Source organism: Bacillus cereus group sp. N24 (assembly GCF_016483345.1).
GTDB lineage: Bacteria > Bacillota > Bacilli > Bacillales > Bacillaceae_G > Bacillus_A > Bacillus_A toyonensis.
The window spans coordinates 1-413 of record NZ_JAEHCA010000096.1 but is presented as its reverse complement, the minus strand read 5'-3'; the positions used below and the strand labels follow the sequence as shown (position 1 = coordinate 413).

The following is a 413-nucleotide window of genomic DNA, read 5'->3' as shown; positions in this document are numbered from 1 at the left end:
AATATCGGGAAGACAGGATTTGAACCTGCGACCCCCTGGTCCCAAACCAGGTGCTCTACCAAGCTGAGCCACTTCCCGTTAATAAAAGCGCGCCCGAGAGGAGTCGAACCCCTAACCTCTTGATCCGTAGTCAAACGCTCTATCCAATTGAGCTACGGGCGCATATGGTGCCGAGGGCGGGGGTCGAACCCGCACGGTGGTCACCCACCGCAGGATTTTAAGTCCTGTGCGTCTGCCTGTTCCGCCACCCCGGCATGTCATATTGAAAATTGGAGCGGAAGACGGGATTCGAACCCGCGACCCCAACCTTGGCAAGGTTGTATTCTACCACTGAACTACTTCCGCAAGACATGTTATGAGATATTTTATTAAAAGTGCGGGTGAAGGGAGTCGAACCCCCACGCCAAAGGCGC

Annotated in this window: 4 tRNA genes; all 4 read right to left on the bottom strand. The window is 54.7% G+C overall.

Annotation, left to right across the window (positions count from 1 at the left end):
- Window positions 1–4: 4 nt before the first annotated feature.
- Window positions 5–78, bottom strand: a tRNA-Pro gene (locus JDS95_RS30515).
- Between the two features lie 10 nt (window positions 79–88).
- A tRNA-Arg gene (locus tag JDS95_RS30510) sits at window positions 89–162 on the bottom strand.
- Between the two features lie 3 nt (window positions 163–165).
- A tRNA-Leu gene (locus JDS95_RS30505) sits at window positions 166–254 on the bottom strand.
- Window positions 255–270: 16 nt separating this feature from the next.
- Window positions 271–345 (bottom strand) — tRNA-Gly (locus JDS95_RS30500).
- Window positions 346–413: the final 68 nt, after the last annotated feature.